21 protein-coding genes and 2 pseudogenes are annotated in these 22,987 nt (G+C 66.5%); 12 read left to right on the plus strand and 11 right to left on the minus strand.

Going from position 1 to position 22,987, the window contains the following annotated elements:
* Positions 1-108 precede the first annotated feature (108 nt).
* Positions 109-987, plus strand: a complete 879-nt coding sequence (locus QR64_RS17775) for an amidohydrolase family protein (protein WP_006551007.1) — start codon at positions 109-111, stop codon at positions 985-987.
* Between the two features lie 16 nt (positions 988-1,003).
* On the opposite strand, the gene QR64_RS17780 is transcribed toward QR64_RS17775, so the two are convergent.
* Positions 1,004-2,641 (minus strand): class I adenylate-forming enzyme family protein, encoded by a 1,638-nt coding sequence (locus QR64_RS17780; protein ID WP_198040676.1) that lies wholly within the window; start codon positions 2,639-2,641, stop codon positions 1,004-1,006.
* Positions 2,642-2,945: 304 nt separating this feature from the next.
* Here QR64_RS17780 and QR64_RS17785 point away from each other — a divergent pair, with 304 nt between their 5' ends.
* The 5 genes from QR64_RS17785 to QR64_RS28145 form a co-directional block, all read left to right on the plus strand.
* Positions 2,946-4,340, plus strand: coding sequence for an ABC transporter substrate-binding protein (locus QR64_RS17785; protein WP_174556304.1), 1,395 nt, complete (start codon positions 2,946-2,948; stop codon positions 4,338-4,340).
* Between the two features lie 65 nt (positions 4,341-4,405).
* A complete protein-coding gene (locus QR64_RS17790) occupies positions 4,406-6,676 on the plus strand; it encodes an ABC transporter permease (RefSeq protein ID WP_039586513.1) in 2,271 nt (756 codons plus the stop codon).
* Positions 6,669-7,412: an ABC transporter ATP-binding protein gene (locus QR64_RS17795; protein ID WP_039586515.1), complete on the plus strand. Its 744-nt coding sequence runs from the start codon at positions 6,669-6,671 to the stop codon at positions 7,410-7,412. The genes QR64_RS17790 and QR64_RS17795 overlap by 8 nt, the downstream gene beginning before the upstream one ends.
* Positions 7,409-8,113: an ABC transporter ATP-binding protein gene (locus QR64_RS17800; RefSeq protein ID WP_006551002.1), complete on the plus strand. Its 705-nt coding sequence runs from the start codon at positions 7,409-7,411 to the stop codon at positions 8,111-8,113. The genes QR64_RS17795 and QR64_RS17800 overlap by 4 nt, the downstream gene beginning before the upstream one ends.
* Positions 8,110-8,473 (plus strand): hypothetical protein (locus QR64_RS28145; RefSeq protein ID WP_019290778.1); only part of this gene is annotated, 364 nt, incomplete at its 3' end. The genes QR64_RS17800 and QR64_RS28145, both read left to right, overlap by 4 nt.
* 20 nt (positions 8,474-8,493) lie before the next feature.
* Here QR64_RS28145 and QR64_RS17805 read toward each other — a convergent pair.
* The gene (locus QR64_RS17805; RefSeq protein WP_039586519.1) at positions 8,494-9,807 is read right to left on the minus strand and encodes a bifunctional o-acetylhomoserine/o-acetylserine sulfhydrylase; all 1,314 of its coding nucleotides are present in this window, start codon (positions 9,805-9,807) and stop codon (positions 8,494-8,496) included.
* A gap of 377 nt (positions 9,808-10,184) precedes the next feature.
* Between QR64_RS17805 and QR64_RS17810 the strand changes: the two genes are divergently transcribed.
* Positions 10,185-11,024, plus strand: coding sequence for an IclR family transcriptional regulator (locus QR64_RS17810; RefSeq protein WP_006550999.1), 840 nt, complete (start codon positions 10,185-10,187; stop codon positions 11,022-11,024).
* A gap of 106 nt (positions 11,025-11,130) precedes the next feature.
* Here QR64_RS17810 and QR64_RS17815 read toward each other — a convergent pair whose 3' ends face one another.
* The 3 genes from QR64_RS17815 to QR64_RS17825 form a co-directional block, all read right to left on the minus strand.
* On the minus strand, positions 11,131-12,063 hold the full coding sequence (locus tag QR64_RS17815; RefSeq protein WP_006550998.1) for an AurF N-oxygenase family protein: 933 nt from the start codon (positions 12,061-12,063) through the stop codon (positions 11,131-11,133).
* A 118-nt stretch (positions 12,064-12,181) separates the two neighbouring features.
* A complete protein-coding gene (locus QR64_RS17820; protein WP_039586521.1) occupies positions 12,182-12,610 on the minus strand; it encodes a hypothetical protein in 429 nt (142 codons plus the stop codon).
* Positions 12,607-13,704, minus strand: a complete 1,098-nt coding sequence (locus QR64_RS17825) for an adenylate/guanylate cyclase domain-containing protein (RefSeq protein ID WP_039586522.1) — start codon at positions 13,702-13,704, stop codon at positions 12,607-12,609. The genes QR64_RS17820 and QR64_RS17825 overlap by 4 nt, the downstream gene beginning before the upstream one ends.
* Positions 13,705-13,844: 140 nt before the next feature.
* Between QR64_RS17825 and QR64_RS17830 the strand changes: the two genes are divergently transcribed.
* A complete protein-coding gene (locus QR64_RS17830) occupies positions 13,845-14,681 on the plus strand; it encodes a DUF6319 family protein (protein WP_039586534.1) in 837 nt (278 codons plus the stop codon).
* 48 nt (positions 14,682-14,729) lie between these two features.
* Entirely contained in the window at positions 14,730-15,392 is a 663-nt protein-coding gene (locus QR64_RS17835) for a hypothetical protein (protein ID WP_006550994.1), read from the plus strand.
* 34 nt (positions 15,393-15,426) lie between these two features.
* Here the strand turns inward: QR64_RS17835 and QR64_RS17840 are convergent.
* The 3 genes and pseudogenes from QR64_RS17840 to QR64_RS17845 all read right to left on the minus strand — a co-directional run.
* Positions 15,427-16,742, minus strand: a pseudogene (locus tag QR64_RS17840) (dihydroxy-acid dehydratase); the annotation flags it as partial.
* Position 16,743: 1 nt separating this feature from the next.
* A pseudogene (locus QR64_RS28150) lies at positions 16,744-17,116 on the minus strand (dihydroxy-acid dehydratase); the annotation flags it as partial.
* Positions 17,113-17,679: a TIGR03086 family metal-binding protein gene (locus QR64_RS17845; RefSeq protein WP_033098423.1), complete on the minus strand. Its 567-nt coding sequence runs from the start codon at positions 17,677-17,679 to the stop codon at positions 17,113-17,115. The pseudogene QR64_RS28150 and the gene QR64_RS17845, both read right to left, overlap by 4 nt.
* 114 nt (positions 17,680-17,793) lie before the next feature.
* Between QR64_RS17845 and QR64_RS17850 the strand changes: the two genes are divergently transcribed.
* The 3 genes from QR64_RS17850 to QR64_RS17860 all read left to right on the plus strand — a co-directional run bounded on the left by QR64_RS17850 (position 17,794) and on the right by QR64_RS17860 (position 20,977).
* The gene (locus QR64_RS17850) at positions 17,794-18,798 is read left to right on the plus strand and encodes an aldo/keto reductase (protein ID WP_039586535.1); all 1,005 of its coding nucleotides are present in this window, start codon (positions 17,794-17,796) and stop codon (positions 18,796-18,798) included.
* 40 nt (positions 18,799-18,838) lie between these two features.
* Positions 18,839-20,113, plus strand: a complete 1,275-nt coding sequence (locus QR64_RS17855) for an MFS transporter (protein ID WP_039586523.1) — start codon at positions 18,839-18,841, stop codon at positions 20,111-20,113.
* Positions 20,114-20,284: 171 nt separating this feature from the next.
* Positions 20,285-20,977: a GTP pyrophosphokinase family protein gene (locus QR64_RS17860; RefSeq protein WP_024102151.1), complete on the plus strand. Its 693-nt coding sequence runs from the start codon at positions 20,285-20,287 to the stop codon at positions 20,975-20,977.
* A gap of 85 nt (positions 20,978-21,062) precedes the next feature.
* Here QR64_RS17860 and QR64_RS17865 read toward each other — a convergent pair whose 3' ends face one another.
* From QR64_RS17865 to QR64_RS17875, 3 genes are read right to left on the minus strand one after another with little or no spacing between them, the layout of a single operon-like run.
* On the minus strand, positions 21,063-21,992 hold the full coding sequence (locus QR64_RS17865) for a hypothetical protein (RefSeq protein WP_232333395.1): 930 nt from the start codon (positions 21,990-21,992) through the stop codon (positions 21,063-21,065).
* Positions 21,989-22,516, minus strand: a complete 528-nt coding sequence (locus QR64_RS17870; RefSeq protein WP_039586525.1) for an LpqN/LpqT family lipoprotein — start codon at positions 22,514-22,516, stop codon at positions 21,989-21,991. The genes QR64_RS17865 and QR64_RS17870 overlap by 4 nt, the downstream gene beginning before the upstream one ends.
* Complete coding sequence (locus QR64_RS17875) at positions 22,513-22,920, minus strand: hypothetical protein (protein WP_235367218.1); 408 nt, start codon at positions 22,918-22,920, stop codon at positions 22,513-22,515. Before QR64_RS17875 ends, QR64_RS17870 begins: the two co-directional genes overlap by 4 nt.
* Between the last annotated feature and the right edge of the window lie 67 nt (positions 22,921-22,987).

Consider the following 22,987-nt stretch of genomic DNA (forward strand, 5'->3'; position numbering starts at 1 on the left):
TGGTAAGGCAAACCTTTGTCCTGCTGGGGGTATGTGACAACGATCTCCCGGAGCGAATATCAACTACTCACGTCACCCCTGCTGAGGGTCGCCGGATAGGGTCGCGGCATGAACGAAGTCGAGTCGGTCGCACGCTTTCGGAGCACCCACGGTCTCGATCACCTGATCGACGTCCACACGCACTTCATGCCCCGCCAGGTCATGGACAAGGTCTGGGCGTACTTCGACTCCGCAGGCCCGCTCGTCGGACGGCCCTGGCCGATCACCTACCGGCACGACGAGGAGGAACGCGTCGCGCGTCTCCGCGACTTCGGGGTACGCCGGTTCACCGCCATGCTGTACCCGCACAAGCCGGAGATGGCGGCGTGGCTCAACTCGTGGGCGGCTGACTTCGCGGCCCGGACCCCCGACTGTCTCCACACCGCCACCTTCTACCCGGAGGCCGAGGCGAAGGAGTACGTCGCGTCGGCGATCGAGGCGGGCGCGCGCGTGTTCAAATCCCACATCCAGGTCGGCGATTACTCGCCGCTCGATCCGCTCCTCGACGACGTGTGGGGCCTGCTCGAGGACTCGGGCGTGCCCATCGTCGTGCACTGCGGGTCGGGCCCGGCGCCCGGCACGTACACCGGTCCGGCTCCGATGCAGGAACTCATGCGCCGGTACCCGCAGCTGACGGTGATCGTCGCGCACATGGGTCTGCCCGAGTACCGCGAGTTCCTCGACCTCGCGGAACAGTACGAGCGGGTGTATCTCGACACGACGATGGCGTTCACCGATTTCGTCGAGGAGGACACACCCTTCCCGAGGGATCAGCTGCCGCGTCTCGACGCGCTGCGTCGGAAGATCCTGCTCGGCACGGATTTTCCGAACATTCCGTACGACTATCTGCACCAGCTCGAGGTGCTCGAGCGCGTCGCGCCCGACAGCGAGTGGATCCGCGCGGTGTGCCGCGACAACGCCACGTCGCTGTTCGGGCTCGGCGAGTGATCGACGGGTTCGCCGGTCAGACGGTGATCGAGCGTCGGACGATCTTGCCGGTCGCGTTGCGGGGGAGCAGATCCTGCGTGATCCGCCAGACGGTAGGGACCTTGTAGTAGGCCAGTCGCTCGGCGCAGAAGGCTCGCAACTCGTCCTCGGTGATCGTGCTGCCGGGTCGCAGCACGACGACGGCGGCGATCTCCTGTCCCAGATCCTCGTGGTCCACGCCGATCACGGCGCTCTCGACGACGCCGGGGTGCTCGTCGAGGCACTGTTCGATCTCCGTGGGATAGACGTTCTCGCCGCCGCGCAGGATGAGATCGGACCGTCGGCCCGTGAGCCGCAGACGTCCGTTCTCGATCGCGCCGTAGTCGCCGGTACGCAACCATCCCTCCGGGGTGATGGCCGCGTCCGTTGCGGCCGGATCCTCCCAGTAGCCGAGCATTACGTAGGGACTGCGGACGCAGATCTCACCCTCGGTGCCGTCGGGCACCCGTTCGCCGAACGGATCGCGGATCTCCATGCTCACCGTGATGATGGGGGAGCCGAGGGTTCCGGGGAAGGCCTCGATTTCCGGGGCCGTCGCCATGGCGATCGCGGTGCTGCACTCGGTCAGCCCATAGCTGTCCACCAGAGCCTGTCGCGCGAAGGGGAACTTCGCCTGCAGGCGTTGCTTGAACTCGGGGGAGGACGGAGCAGAAGCCAGCGCGAACGCAGTGAGCGAGCCGAGGTCGTACTTGTCGGTGTTCTCGTGCTCGAGCATGCGCGAAGCCATCGTCGGCACCGCACCCCAGTTGGTCACCCTCTCGCGCTCGATGAGCGTGAAGACCTTGTCGACGTCGAACCCGCCTTCCGTCATGACAGCGGCGCTTCCCGTTGCGAGTCGCGGCACCGCAAGGTTGTGCAGGCTCGCGATGTGGAACAACGGTGAGGTCAGGAGATACCGGTTGTCGTTGGGCACCGAGTCGTCATAGGGGCGCTGCTGCATCGCGGCAACCAGCGCGTCGGAGTATCGGTGATAGTCGACGACGGCGAGCACGTTGCGGTGGGAGTGCAGTGCCCCCTTGGGACGCCCACTGGTACCGCTCGTGAACAGGATGACCGCGGGATCGTCCTCCTCCACGTCCGCCGACGGCAGTTCGGCGCCGGACGCCGCGGCCACGATCCGGGGCACGTCCTGCTCGGTGGTGAGCAGATCGAACCCGGAGACCCCCGCTCTCGCCAGCAACGCGGCGCGTTTGGCGTCGGCGACGATCACCTTGGGCCGCACCAGGTTCACGCCGTACGCGATCTCGGGCGGCGTCCACCAGGAGTTCAGGCCCACTGCAATTGCACCCAGGCACTGAGCGGCCCAGAAGGTGATGATCCATTCGGGGGAGTTGGCCGCGAGAAGCGCGACGCGGTCGCCCTTCTTCACGCCGTGCTCGTCGCGCAGGACGGTCGCCAGGGCGGCGACGGCGTCGGCGTGCGCGCTGAACGAGAGGCGGCGATCGGCCGTCACGAGGTAGTCGCGGTCGCCCCATTGCCGGGACGCGGCGACGAGGTCACCGATGCGGCGGTCGCGGTTGCGCATGACCTGCATCCGGTTGCCGCGCACGTCCTCTTCGACGATTTCGAATCGGCCACCGGGGCCGGTGAGCTGGGAAACGACCATCTGCAACATCTGCTGCAGATCTGCTTGTGCTGTCAAGGATTCGCCTTTCTCGGTCCCGCACGGTTTCGTCGCGCAGTAGGGCGTACACAGGGGGATCGGAGAACTGTTTCGGGTGATGTAGTGCATCGAACCCTAGGCGCTGTGTTCACTGTCACAGATTTGTCCCGGTGAGTGAGAGTGGCCCAGGTCTCACTCTGTGGGGTGGCTACCTTCGCGACACCCGGCCTACCGTCCGACGCCCCGGAATTGCGCTTCAGCCCAGACCGAGACCAAGGAGTCCATCGTCGTGAAACTCAGCGCTGCCTCGAAATCGATGGCGGGTCTGTTCGCCGTCGTAGTGGCGACGTCCGCTTGTGCGTCGGACCGCGGCGCCGACCCGTCGGCGGGCGCCCTCGCTCCGGCGGCAGCCGCCGCAGCGGCGGCCCCCACGGCCGAGGAATCGTTCGGAACCCTCGTGTCTCCGTGCGGGCCGGGGGATGCGGCAGGAAGCACCGACCAGGGAGTGTCGGATACCGAGATCCGCATCGGATACGGCGACGACCGGGGCTACTCGAAAAGTCCCGGACTCAACAAAGAGATCGGTGACGCCGTCTCCGCGATGATCGACTGGTGCAATGCCCAGGGTGGCATCAACGGTCGCACGATCGTCGGTACCCACTACGACGCTGCGATGACGCAGGCCAACGCCGTGATGCAGAACGCGTGTGCGAGCGAGTTCATGATGGTCGGTCACGGCTTCGCCATGGACCAGACGTCCGAGCAGACTCGGGTCGCGTGCAATCTCGCCGCTGTCCCCGCCTTCACCGTGTCCCCCGACGCGGCCAACGGTCCAATGACCTACCAGGGCGTCCCGTTCCCGGTCGACTACGCGAACGGCTCGCAGTGGTTCCAGATCGCCGAGATGTACCCGGACCTGGTCGGCGAGTTCGACGTCATCGACAGCACGATGCCCACGATCATCTCGGCGAGCACCAAGATCCGGTCCATCGCCGAGGCCGCCGGCTTCACGCTGAAGAACTGCGGTGTCACGCTCAACTACGAGGGCGAGTCGAGTTACGCGCCCTTCGCCGAGAAGTTCAAGCAGTGCGACGTCAAGGGCCTGTGGACGTCCCGTTCTCCGGTGCCGGCCGAGTTCAACTTCGTGAAGGCACTCGACCAGGTCGGCATCGACCCGATCCTGCTCGGTGAGGCCACCTGGTACGGCAACGCCGCCCAGGCGTGGAACGGGGAGAGCGGTCTGCTCGACAACCTCCACGCCGGCATGACCTTCCAGATGATCGAGAACGCTGATGCCGTACCGGCCGTGAAGAAGTACGTCGAGCTGGTCACCGAGCAGGACGGCAAGACCGCGCTGCTCGGCATGCAGGCCACCTCTTCGTTCCTGTTGTGGGCGACCGCTGCGGACGCCTGCGGATCGGACCTGTCCCGTCAGTGCGTCATCGACGAACTGTCCCGAATCGACGAGTGGGACGGAGGCGGGCTGCACGCCGTCACCGATCCCGGGAACAACATGCCGGCAACCTGCGGGCTCGTCGTGAGGCTCACCGGCGCCGAATACACCCAGGCGTTCCCCACGGAGGCCGGCACCTTCAAGTGCGACGACCGCTACCGCGTCGCAACCGATCCGAGCACGTGGGGCACCGAACTCGGACCCGACCGCGTCGCGACGAAATACCTGAACCCGAACATCATCAGACCGACCGTCTGATCCGAGCGCCCGGTGCCGGCGAGGCCTGACACGCACTCGCCGGCACCCCGACCAGAGGTACTCGTATGGACACCTTTCTGACCTTCACGATCGTGGGGTTGGTGCTCGGATCGGTTTACGCGATCGCTGCATCGGGCCTCGTTCTCACCTACAACACGTCCGGCATCTTCAACTTCGCGCACGGCGCACAGGCGATGCTCGGTGCGTTCGCCTACTGGCAACTGCGCTACGGCTGGGGGCTGCCCACACCCGTCGCGTTGCTTCTCGTCCTCGGCGTCCTCGGCCCGATGACGGGCCTGTTGCTCTACGTCGTGATCATGCGCGGCATGCGTGACACCGCCGAGGTCACCAAAATCGTCGTCACCGTGTCGATCCTGCTCGGCATGGTCTCGGTGTCGCACTGGTTCTGGCATCCGGAGACCGCACGCACCATGACGATGTTCTTCGGCGACCAGGCAAGGATCGACCTCTTCGGCGTCACCATTCGCTACCACGAATTGATCTGTCTCGCCGCCGCGGTGCTCATCGCCGTGGGACTGCGAATCATGTTCGTGCGCACCCGCGTCGGAGTGGCGATGCGAGGTGTGGTCGATGATCCCGATCTGCTGCGCCTGAACGGGCACGACCCCGACCGGCTCGCCGCGCTGTCCTGGATGATGGGTTCGACCCTCGCGGTGCTGGCAGGTGTCCTCGTGACACCGATCAACGGTGGCACCCTCGAAGCGAACATGCTGACCCTGCTCGTCATCGACGCGTTCGCGGCGGCGATGTTCGGCCGGCTGCGCAGCATTCCGCGCACCTTCGCCGGTGCGCTGTTCCTCGGCCTGGCAGCCACATACGTGCTCGCCTACTTCCCGACCGCGTGGACGTGGACGTCGAATCTGCGGGTGTCCCTGCCGATGATCGCGCTGTTCGTGGTTCTCGTCGTACTGCCGCAGGATCGGTTGCGCGGTGCCGTCACCCGTACCCGGGAGCGCTACCACGTGCCGTCGGTGCGCAAGGCGATCGCCTGGGCGGTCGCGCTCGTCGTCATCGTCTATGCCATCCGCCTGCTCATGGTGACGTCGGCGGTCACGACCCTCACGATCGGCATGGCCTTCGCGATCATCGCGTTGTCGCTGACCCTGCTGACCGGATACGCGGGCGAGATGAACCTCGCGCCGGTATCTTTCGGTGCCATCGCGACGATCGTGGCGTTCCACTTCGGTATCTCCGGGAGCGGACTGGCTGCCCACCTGAACCTGTGGGGCGTGGCGCTCGGCGTCGCCGTCACGGCCGTGATCGGCGGGCTCATTGCGCTTCCGGCCCTGCGGTTGCGCGGCCTCTATCTCGCCCTGGCCACGATGGCGTTCGGTGTGTTCCTGTCGAACATGGTGCTGCGCGACACCGCCCAGCACGAGCTGTTCGGCATCAGGTTCTCGCTGTTCACCGACGGCAACATCGCGATCCCGCCGTTGAAGGTCGGCCCACTCGACCTGCGGAACGAGACGGCCTTCCTCATGACGGTGACGGTGATCTTCGCCGTTCTCGGCGTGGGCCTCATCGCCCTGCGCAACAGCGGCTACGGCCGCCGGCTCGCAGCGATGAAGGACAGCCCCGCCGCGGCGGCGATGCTCGGCCAGAGCCTGGTGCGTCTGAAGCTCGGAGTCTTCACCCTGTCGGCGGGCATCGCCGGACTGGGAGGGCTGTTCATGTCGAGTGCGATGGGCTCGGTGTCGAACGAAAGCTTCTCGATCATGGTGAGCTTGTCGCTGCTGATGCTCACCGTCGTGGCCGGTATCGGTTACGTCTCCGGTGCGCTGTTCGGTGGTCTGATGTCGGGTATCGGCTTCGCCGTCATCATGGTTTCGTTCTCCGATCTCGCTGCGGGACAGCCGGAACTGGCCGGAATGTGGACCTTCCTCGGTCACGTCGCCGCAGTGAGCCCCGCGCTCATCGGTATCGGCGTCGCGGCCAACCCGAGCGGCAGCGTCCACCAGATGGTGGAGGGCTACCGTCACCTGAAGAACGCGGAGCCCGTGCTGGTCGGGGGTGCCGCGGTGGTGCTCGTGTCCTACCTGCTCGCGCTCGTCGGCGCGCTCGACAACTGGTGGTTCGCGTCGATCACCATCGCGACGGTGTTCATGCTTCCGGTCGTGGGACAGTGGCTGATGCCCGAAGCTGTGCTCGGCGCAGAGGAAGCGCAACGTCGCGCGCCGCTGGTTCCCGAACGGATCGGAATCGACGAGCCCTACAACGAGCAGGCACGGGACGAGATCGACCGTGAACTCGGCATCGACGAACTTCTGGCCGCACGTGCCACCGGGTCGGAGAAGGAACTGATTCCTCATGGCTGAGACACCCATTCTGGAAACACGCGGAATCACAGTCCGATTCGGCGGACACGTCGCGGTCAAGGACGTGAGCCTCGGAATCGAACCGGGAACGGTGACGGGCCTGATCGGACCCAACGGGGCCGGGAAGACGACCCTGTTCAACACGATCACCGGCCTGCAACGGCCGACGGTAGGCAAGGTCTTCCTCGATGGTCGTGACATCACGTCGCTACCGCCCTACAAGCGGGCCCGCATGGGTATGGCCCGCACGTTCCAGCGTCTCGAGTTGTTCGTGTCGCTGTCCGTGCGCGACAACCTCCGAGTGGCCGGGGACATCCACAATGCCAACGGACGCAACAAGATCGATCTGGACGAGGAAGTCGACCGGCTCCTCGAGCTGACCGGCCTGGCCGATATCGCGAGCACCGACGTCTCGGACGTACCCACCGGCCGCGCCCGCGTCGTGGAGGTCGCCCGCGCGTTGATGACCTCGCCGCGGGTGCTGCTGCTCGACGAACCCGCCTCCGGGCAAACGGAACAGGAAACGGAGGCGTTCGCCGCCCTGCTCCGCGATCTGGCCGATTCGGATCTCGCGATCTGCCTCGTCGAGCACGACATTCCGCTCGTGATGAAGATCTGCTCCCGGATTCACGTGCTCGACTACGGCGCGGTGCTGGCCAGTGGCGTCCCGGACGAGATCAAGAACGATCCGGCAGTGATCAACGCCTACATCGGCACCGAGGAGGAAGCGGTATGAGCGTCGAACCGTTGCTCGAACTGTCGGGTGTCCGGGCCGGATACGGTGCGATCGAGGTGCTGCACAGCGTGGATCTCATACTCGAACCGGGCGCGGTGGTCGCCCTGCTCGGGCCCAACGGCGGAGGTAAGACGACGACCCTGCGCGTGTGCTCGGGTATCCATCCGGTCTCGTCGGGTGAGTTCCGGCTGGCCGGCCGTGTCGTCAACGGTGTGTCCGCAGCGGAATTCGCACGTCTGGGGGTGTGCTCGATTCCCGAGGGACGCGGCATCTTCCCCAACCTCACCGTCCGCGAGAACCTGTGGATCGGAACCGGCACCGGTGTTCCTCTCGCAGACCTCGAAGAGGTGGCGTACACGCGATTCCCCGTTCTCGGTGAGCGCCGATCACAGCTGGCCGGTTCGATGTCCGGCGGCGAACAGCAGATGCTTGCGCTGTCGCGGGCGCTCGGTACCCATCCCACGGTGCTGTTGCTCGACGAACTGTCGATGGGTCTGGCGCCGCGCATCGTCTCCCGGATCTACGACATCGTCGGCGAACTCGCCGCCGAGGGGGTGTCGATTCTCGTAGCCGAACAGTTCGCGCGAGCGGTGCTCCCGATCGCCACCAGTGCCGCGCTGATGTTGCAGGGCCGGGTGGTGCGCACGGGCGATCCGGCGGAGATCGAAGAAGAACTTTCCACCACCTATCTAGGAGGATGACCATGACCGCACTCGCCGACGAGCGACGTGAACAGTTCAAGAAGGACGTTGCAGCGCTGGGTCTCGACGCTCCCCGTCCGGATTCGGGAGGAAAGGCCCGCATCGTCGGCCTGGCCCTGATGGTGATCGGCGCCATCGCGATCTTCGTCGTCTACATTGCGTCGCTGACCCTCTCCGATACCCGTGACCTGCTGTCCTACCAGTTGCTCGCTCTCGGCTTCGTGGCTGTCACTCTGATCGGTGTGGCGGTCCATCTCGCCGCCGCAGTCACTCGTGTCCTGCGTCTGTGGCTGGTCAGGCAGTTGCTCGAGAGCAGCACGCAGGCCGAGCGGATCGCGCAGGCGCTCGCACGCAACGACTNCGTTGTCGATGTGCCGGAATCAGCTGCCGGCAGCCTCGAGACCGGTGGTGATGTCGGCAAGGATGTCGTCGATGTTCTCGATGCCCACGGCGAGTCGCACGAGACCCGGGGTGACACCCGCGGCGATCTGCTCCTCGCCGGTGAGCTGCGAGTGGGTGGTCGACGCGGGGTGGATGACCAGCGAACGGACGTCGCCGATGTTCGCGACGTGGCTGTGCAGGGTCAGCGCGTTGACGAAGCGCTTGCCGGCGTCGATGCCGCCGGAGAGCTCGAACACCACGATCGCACCGGCGCCGCGCGGGGTGAGCTGCTGGGCGCGGTCGTACCACGGCGAGGACTTCAGGCCGGCGTAGGCGACGGAGGTGACCTCCGGGCGTCCCTCGAGGAACTCGGCGACCTTCTGTGCGTTCTCCACGTGCCGCTCGATGCGCAGACTCAGCGTCTCGATGCCCTGCGAGATGAGGAAGGCGTTGAACGGGGAGACCGCCGCGCCCATGTCGCGCAGCAGTTGCACGCGCGCCTTGAGTGCGTAGGCCGGAGCGCCGAGGTCGGCGAAGACGACACCGTGGTAGCTCGGGTCGGGGGTCGTGAAACCGACGTGGCGGCCCTGCGTCCAGTCGAACGTGCCGCCGTCGACGATGACACCGGCGATGGCCGTGCCGTGGCCGCCGAGGTACTTGGTGGCCGAGTGCACGACGATGTCGGCACCGTGCTCGAGCGGGCGGAGCAGGTAGGGGGTCGCGACCGTGTTGTCGACGATCAGCGGTAGCCCGTTCTCGTGGGCGACACCCGAGATGCCGGGCAGGTCGAGGATGTGGTTCTTCGGGTTGGCGATCGTCTCGCCGAAGAACGCGCGGGTGTTGTCGCGGACGGCCTCGCGCCACTGGTCGAGGTTGTCGGGATCCTGGACGAAGGTGACCTCGATGCCGAGCTTGGGCAGCGTGTAGTGGAACAGGTTGTACGTGCCGCCGTAGAGATACGGGCTCGACACGACGTGATCGCCGGCCTGCGCCAGGTTGAGGATCGCGAAGGTCTCGGCGGCCTGTCCGGACGCGAGGAGGAGGGCGGCGACGCCACCTTCGAGGGCAGCGATGCGCTGCTCGACCGCGTCCTGCGTCGGGTTCATGATGCGGGTGTAGATGTTGCCCGGTTCGGCGAGACCGAACAGCGCCGCGGCGTGATCGGTGTTGTCGAAGGTGTAGCTGGTGGTCTGGTAGATGGGCAGGGCCCGGGCCTTCGTGTCGCCGCCGGCAGGCTGTCCCACGTGGATCTGCTTGGTCTCGAAGCTCCAGTTCGCGCTGGGATCGGTTGCTTCAGGGGTGGTGTCGCTCATGGCTCTGCTCCGGATTCGGGATGTGTTCTGATCGTCGACATGCTGACCTTCGGGCCCCGCACACGACATCACCGTACGGCGGTGTGGAGAGGGCAGGAACGGGTGCGGCGGTCAGCGGGCCAGGCACCCGCGGATACACGAGAGTTGGGCACGACGGTGCGGCGACCGGCTCGCGCGCTCGTACGTCTTGCTCACGGTCCCGACAATAACCTGTCCGCACGATTCCGACCAGACTCGTAGGAATTCGCTCTCGCCAGGAAACTGACTCCGGAGTACCTACAGTCTGTGTGTACCCCTTCCGGTGTGACCTCTGTTACTGCTAACGTTCTGGAACAGATTCCAGTTTCATGAGGCGCGCAGGGTCGTGGCCAGGACTTATGGAGGTGCAGTTGACCGCCGTCGACTCCGCGCTCGAGCCCGTCGGAACCTCGTCGAAACGAGAACTTCCACCATCGATGGTCGATCGGATGACCCTCATCCTGGAGGCCTTCGACAGCCGCGGCGCACTCACTCTCGAAGAGGTCACCTGTCGCTCCGGGTTGCCCCGTTCGACGGTGCACCGCATCCTCGATCACCTCGTGCGTCGCGACTGGATCGAGCACGCATCCTTCGGCTACTGCCTCGGCCCGCGTGCCCTCGGTCTCGGTGGCAGCGACACAGGCCACCGCCGCATCCGGGAGGCCGCTGCGCCGCATCTCCACGACCTGGCGATGCAGACCGGCGCCGTCGTCCACTTGACGGTCCTCGAGGGCAACGAGGTGCTCTACCTCGACAAGGTTGGTGGACAGTTCGCGTCGAGCGTGCCGTCACGGGTGGGCGGTCGGTTCCCCGCCTACGCCACCGCGGCCGGCAAGTCCATCCTCGCGTGGCTCGAGCCCGAACGCATCGACGCGCTGTACGGCAAGACTCTCGTGCCGTGCACCGAGCGCACCATCCGCGATCACGTCGCACTGCACCAGGAGCTCAACCGCATTCGCAAGCGTCGTGGCGTCGCGTTCGAACGTGAGGAAGCTGCGCGGGGCATCGGATGCGTGGGCGTCGCGCTCCGCGGCGTCGACGGCCCGGTCGCCGCCCTGTCGCTGGCAGCGGACGCGCGTTCGACTCGCCTGGAGTGGGTGGCGCCGATCGTCGCCGATACCGCTCGAAAGATCACGCGCACGCTGTTCCCGGAGCAGGAGCGCGACGACAGCCTGCGGGCCACCGAGAAGGTGGGCTGACGCCTTTCGGTTTTCGCCACGAAGGACTGTGCGCAGTTCTCGTCGGAAATCCCTCGAGGAGATCGACGAGAACTGCGCACAGTTCGTTGTATGGCCGTAGGCCGTGTCAGAGCAGGTGGACCTTCTTGTAGAGGATCTTCGACGGTCCGCCGATGAGGCCGACGTTGTCGAGGAAGGTCATCAGCTTCGCGCCGGACTTGCGCACGCGATCGTGATAGTGCTTGTTGCCCTTCGCCTCTTGCAGAGCGCGCTCGCGATCGAGGCCCGCATTGGCGTAAACGTCGGGGTGGATCATGCTCTTGACGACGAAGAACACCACGAGCGCGGTGTTGAACCGCTCGAACGCGAGTCGCGTGCGGCTCGCACCGGCGAGTCGGCGTGCGACCTCCTCGCGGGCGAAGCGGATGTGGCGCGCTTCCTCGAGGACGTGGATCTTCGACACCGCGCGGGTGACGGGCTGCACCCGCTCGTCGCGCATGAAGTCGCGCTGCATCATGTCGAGGATCTCCTCGGCAGCCATGACCGATGCATAGGCGTTGGCGCCCTTGAAGAAATGGCCCCACAGGCGACCGAGCTGGTGGATGTAGCGGGCCGGACCGTAGCCCGGCATGTTCAGCCGTTCGCCGGCGCGCGCGAACATCACCGAGTGGCGGCACTCGTCGGCGACCTCGGTGAGGGCGAACTGGACGTGACGCGAATGCTTGTCGCGGTCGTAGACGTCGCGCAGGAGCATCTGCATGAGCAGGATCTCGAACCACAGGCCGACGCTCGAAACGCTCGCGGCCTCATGCTTGGTCAGCTCGATGCGCTGTTCGTCGGTGAGCTCGTCCCACAGTGCGGTGCCGTAGAGCGTGCTCCATTCGGGGGTCATTCCGAACTTGTCGTCGGGGACGGGGGCTTCCCAGTCCACCTCGACGACCGGGTCGTACGACTTACGTGCGGACGAGGCGAGCAGTCGTCCGGCGGTTTCTTCGCGATCGGACAGTGCGACGCCGGGGATGAAGCCCTTGCTGGTCTCGCGGGTGAGCGATGCGGTCATGCCTCCACCTTTTTAGTGTGACGACTAGTAACTGTTATCCAGATTAGCGTGATCACGCGCACAGCACAATGCCCGCGACCTGCGTTGCGGGCATCGAGAAAGAAAAGAGAGGGGAGGGTTACGAGCGCCGGGGTGGCCAGAAGGCGGAGATCAACGCTCCGACCAGCAAGATCGCGGCGACTGCCCACGATGCCTGCTGCAAGCCGTCGAGGAAGGCGTTCTGTGCGAGTTCGGCGAGTTGCTCGCCCTGCGGACCCGCATGCTCGGCGACCTGTATCGCGGCGGCGAGCGAATCCTGCACGGCGGCCCGGGCCGGCTCGGGGATCATCGGCGCCACCGGATCGATGCCGTGCCCGTAGGCTGCGGCCAGGACGCTGCCCGTGATCGCAACACCGATCGCCGCACCGATCTCGCGGGTCGCGTCGTCGACCGCCGCATGGGGGCGGTACTTCGTGGTCTCCTCGAGGGCGAAGGAGGTCGGAAGAAGTATCAGTGGGTATGAGGGAGTATCGGGCTTCTCGTCGACTGTTGTCAGCCTGCCGGTCACAGACCCATGTCCTCGTCGTGCAGACCCTCCACGCCCACCGCCGCCTTCTTCTCCTCGCGCGGACGACGCAGGACGTACAGCCGCGAATGCTGGAAGTCCCGCAGCCGCAGCGTGCGCACCGTCTGGAAGCGGAACTCCTCGCAGTCGGAGAGGGCGTCGGCGAGGTTCTCGTCGACGAGGATCGTGCCCGGCCGCGCCGCGCCGGTGAGACGGGCCGCGATGTTGACGACCGAACCGAACAGGTCGCCGAAGCGCGGCAACGCCTGGCCCCACGCCAGTCCGATCCGCAGGTCCGGATAGTCCTTCTGGGACCTGAACGAATCCTGCAGTTCGAGGGCGATCCGTGCGGCGTCGACCGGACGTTCGGCCGCGAACATCACCTCGTCGCCGACGGTTTTGATCACCCAGCCGTTGTGCCGGGCGATGACGTCGGAGACCTCCGATTCGAAGTAGTCGAGCAGCTCGCTCAGCGCGGCCGCATCGATCTGCCGGGTCAACCGTGTGTAGCCGACCATGTCGGCGAAACCGACGACCAACTCGTGGAGCTCCCCGGAATCCTGCGGGCGCGCGGCGGCCCGGGCGGTCGTGGCCACCAGGTGCCGACGCCACATGTGGCTCTGGAGGCTCAGCGCGAGCTCGGTCGTGCGATCGACGATGTGGTCGATCAGCGCGCGGATCTCCTCTTCCTGCGGGGGAGTCTCCGTTTTCGCGTAGGCGGAGGCCAACTGGGTGAAGACGTGGGTGTTGAGCAGATTCAGTTGCCACTCGGTCAGCCGCGACATCGACTGTCCGATCGACCGGGCCGCGGGCACCTCGAGGCTTTCGTCGATCGCGCCGCTCGCGATGATGGCCGCCGTCGCACGCAGGGCCTCGACGTCGCCGTCGGTGAACATCACGACGTCGGGATCGGGATCGACGGTCAGACCGAGTGCCTGCCACAGCCGGCGCACCCGCGCAGGTGCGAGCCCGCACAACTCGGCCACCTCGTTCAGGGTGTAACGAAGAGGACCACCGAGCAGCGCGTTCTCCAGCTGTGACTGGATCACGGACAGCACGTCGGTTCCTGAGGCAGGTGCCGGATCGGACGGGGTCACTCTTCCATCCTTACCGTGCCCCGGGCCCATGCGCGCGGCAGGTCGTATCGAACAGGTGTACAGGCGTGTCGTACGGATGTGCGACAGTGACCGACATCGAAGCCCTGCCGACCCTTCGGCGAACCGAGAAAGGACGTCGCATGTCGCCCCGCAGACGCGCGGACCACCTGACGGAGGAACAACTCGGAGAGCTCGGTGCCGCTCTCGCCGAGGGGCGCCGCGCGACCGTCTACCTCGTCGAGGGCATTCCGAGTCTCGGCATCGACCCGGGGACGTCGGCGCGGGTGGTATCGATCAGCGGCAGCACCGTGATGGTGCGGCCGAAGGGCGTCGACGACGAGTTGCCGTTCGAGACCGACGAACTGCGCGCCACCCGCGAGCCGGCCGGAACGAAGCGCGCACCGACGAAGACCGCGCGCACGTCCGGTGGTGCGAAGCCCGCTCCAGCGAAGGCAGCTCCCGCGAAGGTGGCACCTGTGCAACCCGCGACCCCACGGGCTACCGCATCCAGGCCTGCTGCACCGAAGCCTGCTCCCCAGAAATCCGAGAGCCCAGCAGTCGCTGCGGTTCCCCGCGCCCAGGAGAAGAAGCCCGTGACCCAGACGACCCCCGCTTCGTCCGACACTCCCGCCTCCCGGCCGCCGGCACCGGCGAAGCCGAAGGCCCCGGCCCGCAAGGCGAAGAAGGCGCCGTCGATCACGATCACCGTCACGATCGACCCGGAGAACGAGTGGACGGTGGGGGTCGCGCACGGCACCCGCAAGGTCGGTAAGCCCGCAACGGTCGCACCCGACGCCGTCGAACGTGCGGTGAAGGAACTCGGCGATCCCACGGCCACCGAGGCCGTCCAGTCGGTGATCGAGGAGGCGCGTCGCGCGGCCGAGGAGCGGGTCGCGCAGCTCAGCCGCGAGCTCGAGGAGGCCCGTCAAGCTCTGGAAAGCTTGGGCGCAACCCGGAAATCCGGCGGAAACCTCTAGTACGCTCAGCCCGACGGCTGCCGGACGGCGCAGCGCAGGAGGGCCTCCATGTTCAGAAAACTGGTTGTTGCAATCGCGAGCGCGGTCGCGCTGGTCGGCGCGGGTTCCGGGGTGGCCGTCGCGGCTCCTCCGGTCACCCTCGGTGGCGGTTCGGGCATCACTCTCGGAGACAACGGGCAGGACATCTTCGACTGCACGCTCACCACGATCGGCAACGACGCCGCCGGACGCCTCGTGGGTCTCACTGCCGCGCACTGCGGCTCTCCCGGCATGACGGTGAAAGCCGAATACGACCTCGCTGCCGGCTCGGTGGGCCGCATCGTGTCGACCAACGAACGGCTCGACTACGCCGTGATCGAGTTCGACCGGAGCAAGGTCGTTCCGGTCAACCGCGTCGGCAACGTGACGATCACCGGCCTCGGTGCCCCCGCGGGCTTCCCGAACATCGCCTGCAAGGAAGGCCGCACCACGGGCAACACCTGCGGCATCGTCTGGGGCGACGTGTTCGGCTCGCAGGAGACCTGGACGCAGGTGTGCGTCATCGAAGGCGACTCGGGCGCACCGCTCGTGGTGGGCACGACGCTCGTCGCGATGGTCAACGCCTACCTGCTCGCGCCGTGCGCCGGCCCCGAGGTCGGAACGAACATCGACGTGATCATGGCCGACATCAACGGTCGGGGCGGGCCGGGCGCAGGTTTCCGTCCGATCTAGCAGCACCCCCGGAGCGGGAGGGTTCACCCGACCCTCATCCGCACACCGCACCGTTCGATGCGGAACCGACCAGCTTCGTGTACTTCGCCAGTACACCCCGGGTGTAGCGCGGCGGCAGTGGCTCCCAGCCCTGTCGCCGCGTTTCCATTTCCTTCTCGTCGACCAGCACGTCGAGCAGGCCGTTCGAGACGTCGAGACGGATGCGGTCGCCGTCGCGGACGAAGGCGATGGGGCCGCCGTCGACGGCCTCCGGGGCGACGTGCCCGACGCACAACCCGGTGGTACCACCGGAGAATCGTCCGTCGGTGAGCAGCAGGACGTCCTTGCCGAGCCCGGCACCCTTGATCGCACCGGTGATCGCGAGCATCTCGCGCATGCCCGGGCCGCCCTTGGGACCCTCGTACCGGATGACCACCACGTCGCCTGCGGTGATGGTGCCGTCCTCGAGCGCGTCCATCGCGGCGCGTTCGCGTTCGAAGACCCGCGCCGTTCCCTCGAAGACCGACTCGTCGAAGCCTGCGGACTTCACCACCGCTCCGCCGGGAGCGAGACTGCCCCGCAGGATCGTGATGCCCCCCGTGGGGTGGATGGGGTCGCTCAGGGCACGCAGCACCTTGCCGTCCGGGTCGGGTGGCCTGATGCCGGCGAGGTTCTCGGCCACGGTCTTCCCGGTGACGGTGAGGCAGTCACCGTGCAGCAGACCCGCGTCGAGCAGCGCCTTCATGATGACCGGGACGCCGCCGATGTGGTCGACGTCCTTCATCACGTGCCGGCCGAACGGTTTGACGTCGGCGAGGTGCGGCACCCGCGCACCCACGCGGACGAAGTCGTCGAGGCTCAGATCCACCTGCGCCTCGTGCGCGATCGCGAGCAGGTGGAGCACGGCGTTCGTGGATCCCCCGAAGGCCATGACCACCGCGATGGCGTTCTCGAACGACTCCTTGGTGAGGATGTCGGAGGCCGTGATTCCGCGACGCAACAACTCGACCACCGCCTGTCCGCTGCGCCGGGCGAAACCGTCGCGGCGACGATCCGTGGCGGGTGGGGATGCGCTTCCCGGCAGCGACATACCGAGCGCTTCGGCCGACGCGGCCATCGTGTTCGCGGTGTACATGCCGCCGCAGGCGCCCTCACCGGGGCAGATGGCACGTTCGATCGCGTCGAGATCGGTCTCGGACATCAGGCCCCGCGCACACGCCCCGACCGCCTCGAAGGCATCGATGATCGTCACGTCGCGTTCGGTGCCGTCGGACAGTTTCGCGATGCCCGGCAGGATCGACCCGGCGTACAGGAAGACGGCGGCGAGATCGAGGCGGGCGGCAGCCATGAGCATGCCGGGCAGGGACTTGTNCGAGCAGCACCGAGCCGTCGAGTCGCTCGGCCTGCATCACCGTCTCGACGCTGTCGGCGATGACCTCACGGGAGACCAGGGAGAAGTGCATACCCTCATGCCCCATCGAGATCCCGTCGGACACGGAGATGGTGCCGAATTCGAGCGGGTAACCGCCCGCGGCGTGCACGCCCTCCTTCACCGATCGCGCGAGGCGTTCGAGCGGGAGGTTGCAGGGAGTGATCTCGTTCCACGACGACGCCACACCGATCTGCGGCTTGCCCCAGTCCTCGTCTCCCATCCCCACCGCACGGAGCATGCCGCGCGAGGCGGCCTTCTCCATGCCGTCGGTGACGTCGCGGCTGCGGGGCTTGATATCGGGTCGGTCCGTCATGACGCCTTCCTGGGGTCGCGGCCGGTGAGGGCGATGAGCCGGTCCTGCGGGGACGCATCGTCGGGGACCGGGACGGGATCGGCGAACAGACCGCTCGAGGCGAGCATGTCCTTCTGCGGTTCGATGTCGGCGAGCACGGCGTCGACGAGGTCGGCGTCGAGCGTTTCGTCGGCACCGATGGCCCGGGCGAGATCCCAGGTGTGCACGGTGATGTCCGCGACCTGCTGTTTCATGTAGTCGAGGCACGGGACGGTGCCGTAGGACAGGTGGACCTCCTGGGACGGTGACGCCATCGCCCACGCGGCGGTCGCCTGCTCGGCGAAGCGTGCCCATTCGGCGGCGAGATCGTCCCCGATCGGTTCGAGTACGGCCTTCGCGTCGTCGAGGGAACGGCCGGAGAGCAGCGGCTGGATCCAGCGCTGCTCGTCGACCATGTGCCACACCAGGTCGGTGACGTCCCACTCGGTGTCCGGGGTGGGTGCGTGCCAGTCGCGGATCTGCGCGACACGGTCGTCGAACTCGCGACGCGCGGTTCGTTGCAGGGAAAGCCAGTCGGTCACCATGGATCTCAGCCTAGGGCGCGGGCTGCTCGGATCACGGCGATTTCAACTCCTGCGATCATGCGCGGGATGCGGGACGATCGGGAGTCGCACCGTGTCGTCGTCGAGGAGAAGTACATGCCTGTCCCCACCGTCCAGCTCGCGCCCGGTCTCGTCGTCAGCGCCCAGGGTTACGGCGCGATGTCCGTCGCCCCCGCATACGGCGAGGTGAATCTCGACGAGGCACTCGCGACCCTGCACCACGCCGTGGATCTGGGCATCACCTTCATCGACACCGCCGACGTCTACGGCGACGGCACCAGCGAGAAGGTGGTCGGCACGCTGCTCGCCGACCGGCGGGACGAGGTCCAGCTGGCGACGAAGTTCGGTCTCGTCGGCGCGGTCGGCGGCACGGGCACCGCCAACCGTCGCATCAACGGCCGTCCCGAATACGCGAAGCAGGCCATCGACGAGTCGCTCGGGCGTCTCGGCGTCGACCACGTCGACCTGTACTACCTGCACCGCGTGGATCCTGACGTGCCGGTCGAGGATACGGTCGGTGCCCTCGCCGAACTCGTGCAGGCCGGCAAGGTGCAGCACATCGGACTGTCGGAGGCCACGGGCGACGAACTGCGCCGCGCGCACGCCGTCCACCCGATCGCGGCGATCCAGTCGGAGTGGAGCATCGTCTCGCGCGACGTCGAACGGCACGTGGTGCCCACCGCCGCCGAACTCGGCATCGGCTTCGTGCCGTACTCGCCGGTGAGCCGGGGGCTGCTCACCGACGCCTTCGATCCCGGACAGGTCGCCGAGAACGACCTGCGCAAGCGCTTCCCGCGCTTCGACGCCGACGCCCTGCCGACCAACCTCGCGGTGCGCGAGGAGGTGCGGGCGGTTGCGAAGGAGGCGGACGCGACCATCGCGCAGATCGCCCTGGCATGGCTGGATGCGAAGGGGCGCGAGTTCGGGTTGCCGTCGGTGTCGATCCCCGGCACCCGCTACGCGAGTCGCGTCACCGAGAACGCCGGAGCGCTCGACGTGACGCTCACCGACGAGCAGGTTGCACGGCTGGATCGTCTCGCCGACAAGGTCGCCGGTCCGCGTGCGGCCGACCCGATGTGGGTGTCGCTCGGACGTGAGTAATCAGCACCGTTAACAGACCGACGCGTATCGTCCTTGTGACATGAGGGCATGGCTGGTCTGGGGTATCGGAGTCTTCGCCTACATCGTCGCCGTCCTCCACCGGACGGCGTTCGGTGTCTCCGGACTCGCCGCCACCGAACGCTTCGATATCTCACCGTCGGTGCTGTCCGGCTTCGTCGTCCTCCAGCTCATCGTCTACGCGGGGATGCAGATCCCGGCCGGTGTGCTCCTCGACAGGTTCGGTTCGCGGCGGATGATCGCGACCGGCGCCGTGATCCTCGCCGTCGGTCAGGCGATCCTCGCCGTCACCGAGTCGCTGCCGGTCGCGTATCTGGCCCGAGTGCTGGTCGGTGTCGGTGACGCCCTGACGTTCATCTCGGTGCTGCGGCTCGTGCCGGTGTGGTTCGCGCCGCGCCGCGTACCTGTCGTTTCGCAGCTGACGGGCATCTTCGGCCAGCTCGGCCAGGTGCTGTCGGCGGTGCCGTTCGTCCTGCTGCTCACCGGCACGGGATGGACGGCCGCCTACGGCAGTGCCGCGGCGCTCGGCCTGCTCGCGTGCGTGCTGGTGTTCGCGGTCGTGCGCGACACCCCGCCCGGTGAGACGCGCGAAGCCACCGCGTCAGGGCTGCGGGAGGTGATCGGCGGGCTCGGCACGGTGTGGCGGCGCCCCGGCACCAAACTCGGCTTCTTCACCCACATGGGCACGCAGTTCTCGGTGACGACCTTCGCGCTCATGTGGGGCGTGCCGTATCTGGTCTCCGCTCAGGGCCTGTCACCCGCGGCGGCCGGCTCGATGCTGACCGTCTCGGTGGTCACCGCCATCTCCGCCGGACCCATCCTCGGCGTGCTGTCGGGACGCTTCCCGACCAGACGCTCGTGGCTCGTGCTCATGATCATCCTCGCCAGCGCAGTGACGTGGTCGGCGGTGCTCGCCCTGCCCGGACCCGCACCGCTGTGGCTGCTCGTGGTGCTCGTCGTCGTCATCTCGGTGGGCGGGCCGGGATCGATGATCGGCTTCGACTACGCCCGCACCTTCAATCCCGGGACCGCGCTCGGCACGGCCAACGGCATCGTCAACATCGGTGGCTTCCTCGCGACACTGCTGGTCGTGCAGACGATGGGCATCGTGCTCGACCGGCTCGGCGGCTACACCTTCGACGCCTTCCGCGTCGCGTGGTTCGCGCAGTATCCGATCTGGGTGATCGCGCTTATCGGGGTGCTCGTGACCCGAGGGCGCGCCCGCCGCGAGGCCGGCATCGAAGCCCGCTCGCTGCGGGCGGTCGTGGTCGAGCGGTTCGGCCGGGGTAAGCGCTGAACGCGGTTGGGCAAGCCCTGGGCGTCGAGGCGTCCGGATGTCTCGATCGACGAGCGGCGGGAGTCCTGTTCGAGTGGGCCGTCTCGCATCACTGCAGGTCAGGGCGGTCAGAACCGCCTGTCGTGGTCGGACTGGCAGACTCGATCCCGGAAGTGATCGAGGAGGAATCGAGTGAAGACGACGGTGGGCGAACCCGAACCGGGACTACCGACACCGGACGACGTGCAGGCACCGCTGGTCGCAGTGGAGCATCTCGCGCAGGATCTGCGACGCGCACTCATGGTGTACAAGTTCGGCATCGACGAGATGATGACGAAGATCAACATCCTGCGCGAGGAGTTCACCTACGCCCGCGAGTACAACCCGATCGAGCACGTGAAGTCGCGGTTGAAGAGTCCCGAGTCGATCCTCGCCAAGGCGGAACGGAAGGGTGCGCCCGCCTCGCTCGACGGCATCCGCGAGGCCGTCCGCGATATCGCAGGCATCCGCATCACGTGCAGCTTCACGTCGGACGTCTACCGGATCATCGACATGATCACGAGCCAGCTCGACGTGACGGTCGTCGAGATCGAGGACTACATCGCCCGCCCGAAGCCCAACGGGTACAGCAGCGTGCACGTGATCGTCCAGATCCCGGTGTACATGTCCGACCGGGTCGAGCGCGTCTACGTCGAACTGCAGATCCGCACGGTCGCCATGGACTTCTGGGCGAGCCTGGAACACAAGATCTACTACAAGCACGACCGCGAGGTACCGGACGAACTGCGCGAGGAGCTCCGCCTCGCCGCGGAAACGGCGCGCGATCTGGACCTGCGGATGGAAGCACTGCACCGCCGCGTCCACGGCCCGAACAACGGGAACTGACCGAGGTACGCAACGTGGGGTGAAGGCTCGCAACGTGGTCGGTCACTGTCGGCGTTGCGAACCCACCACCGGTGTTGCGTGCCCATCACCATTCCCACTGTTGACGCGGAATCTTCCGCGCGATACGTAAGCGTTCCCGCACCGGGAGGGGACGGAGGAGTTCTGGGGCCTCGGGTGTGGTGACGAGATGGCGATCTTCGGGACACCGATGGAGACGGTCGATGAGTCCGAGCAGCGTGTTGGGATCGCTCACGAGAACGTACGCTGGCACGGTGAACGAATCCGGCTTGTCGTGCGCCACGCGAGGCGGAGTCGGTTCGTAGCCGGGTACGTGGAGACGGATGAGTGGATTGTGCGTAGACGCCCCGCGGCCCGAGACGGTGTAGACATCGGCATCCACTTCCTGGATCTCGTCCCATCGAACGAACACGTCCGAAACGCCACGCCGCACGAGCCATGTCGTGCGGCGGCGAATACCGTCGGCATGGAGACGGGTGGATCCCCGGGGGTGGATCAAGAAGGGTAGAGCGCACACCGCCACGGTTGCACATGTCGTCCATGCGATGAACGAGCCGGAGTGGGGGAGCTCGTGTCTCGCAAGAAGCATCGCTCCGTCCGGTCGGTTCGACGCACGAATCATGAATGCGCCCGACACTGTGATGCAGGAGAACACAGCGGACAGCTGAACGGGAAGTATTCTCACGTAGGGAATCTCGATGCCGGGGCCGTGAATGTCGTCTCGGCACTGCCGGATCCTCGGATGCAAACCGAATCGGTGGAAGCCGGCCCGCTCGAAGCCCCAGGCCGAACCTAACGCCGTCATCAGAGCGAGACAGAACCCCAGGGCGATGGCTCCGAGGTCATCCGCTCGCCGATCGTCCATGGTCTTCTGCAGCACAAGGATTCCGGCCCCGGCCAGGAACACGCCGAGGCAGAGCGATCCCGTACGAAACCGTTGCGGCCAAGCAGGTTCGGATCGTTCTCCGTACGGGCACGGCTCGATGGAATCGCTCACCGGATTCTCAGTCCCTCATGGATTGCATGCAGATGAGCGATAAGGGACTCGGCGCTGTCGGAGCGTGCGGTTGCCGTCAGTTGCGTCAGGTAGCGGTCGTACTCGTGGTCGATCACGAGGTATCGCGTCACGGCGGTGTACTCGACGTCGTCCACTCGATAGGAGCCTTGGATGATCACCGATCGGTGCCCGCGGAAATCGGATGTGTCGCGGAGCGTCTCCCTCCACGCGGGCAGTTCGCGAGCTTCACGCGCCGCGACCTCCAGCAGTTCGTCCGTCGGCCGCCATTTCGACAGTGCGCAGTGGAGGAGGACGGCGTTGGGCACCCAATCGTCCGCGACGTGCTCGGGAGCCACGAGAACCGTATGTGCATGCGGAAAGACATCGCGAGGGAGAACTATCCAACCCTCCGGCGCCTGGAGTTCCGGTTGCGGGTGCCGCGGATCGTCCGGGTCGCAGGGGCTCAGTCCGACTTCGTGTGTTGCGAGGTAGTCGGAGAGCGTCGCCTGAATCGGAGCGTTCACCGAGACGCTTCCTGGTGGCGTACCATCCGGAATCGTTCTCGCAACGGCGGTGGTCTGAGAAGTTCGGCCGCGTCTTCCCGAGCGAGGAGCGTGCGGTCGTTCGGGCGTTCGCTCATCTGTCGGATCAGGGTCAAGAGGGCGTTGGGTTCGGCGATGAGCCAGGTGCAGACGATGGCGAGGGTGTGTTCTTCGTCGTGGGGGATGCGCGCTTCAGGGGGAAACCGCCCGGTCGTGTGGACGTGGATCATCGGAGTCCGGACGTCGCCGTATCCGGAACGGGTCACGATATCCGTTCCGGCGATGCCCTCGATATCGTTCCAATGCACAAATTGCACGGTGGCATTGTTTCGTCGGAGATTGCGAGAGCGTACGACTCTTTCGATTCCTTGCGGGTACAACCCCACTGTTGGGCCTTAACCCCTGATCTTGGACACGGTGTCATTTCGGTTATGCCGCTTCCGCGAGGGTAGC

Origin of the sequence: Rhodococcus sp. Chr-9 (genome assembly GCF_000801125.1) — a bacterium.
In the GTDB taxonomy this organism is placed as follows: Bacteria; Actinomycetota; Actinomycetes; order Mycobacteriales; family Mycobacteriaceae; genus Rhodococcus; species Rhodococcus pyridinivorans.